The following is a 588-nucleotide window of genomic DNA, read 5'->3' on the forward strand; positions in this document are numbered from 1 at the left end:
AAATCACAGCCTAAAAGTTTAAGAAGTTGGTAACAGGAATTTTGAACATCATACAACATTATTATCACCGCCCTTTTCAAGTTCCTGTTGGTCTACATACCGCTCAATAAGCTTTTGGCGAGGCAGGCTCATTTGTGTATCAAGCTTAAACCGCTTGATGTCAGAAATAAACACAACCACACCGCAGAGGGCAGAGAATATAAGGACAACACAAAGTATTATCACAAAAAATTTGAGTATAACTAACATATCAATATCCTTTCTTGTTGTAATGCCATAGAATAAGCATTATTATGAAACATAAAAATAAATATACTGAGAGATCTAACATATTAATCACCAAAAAGGTACTGTAAGAGGGCAATAGAGCAGGAAATGACAAAAAGTCCAAATATAACAGAACCTATTGTAAAATTATAAGAGCCAAGTTGGAGACGAAAAGCGAATATCTTGTAAAGATGTTCGTATATAACGTGCATAAGTTCAAAGAAATCCATACAAACACCCCTTACTTTACTACCCATTTAACTAAACAAATTGCTAACATGATAGTAAAAAATGCAATAAGTATGGTTATAAATATAGGGG

The 588-nt window shown here is 33.2% G+C and carries 1 protein-coding gene; it reads right to left on the reverse strand.

All coding sequences use genetic code 11. The annotated features are described in order from the left end of the window. Nucleotides 1-48 precede the first annotated feature (48 nt). Nucleotides 49-225 carry a hypothetical protein gene (locus tag QVO88_RS08200; RefSeq protein WP_288177909.1) on the reverse strand — a complete coding sequence of 59 codons (177 nt, stop codon included), beginning with the start codon at nt 223-225 and terminating at the stop codon, nt 49-51. Nucleotides 226-588: the final 363 nt, after the last annotated feature.

This window comes from Ruminococcus sp. CAG:57 (genome assembly GCF_000435935.1).
Classification (GTDB): domain Bacteria; phylum Bacillota; class Clostridia; order Oscillospirales; family Ruminococcaceae; genus Hominimerdicola; species Hominimerdicola aceti.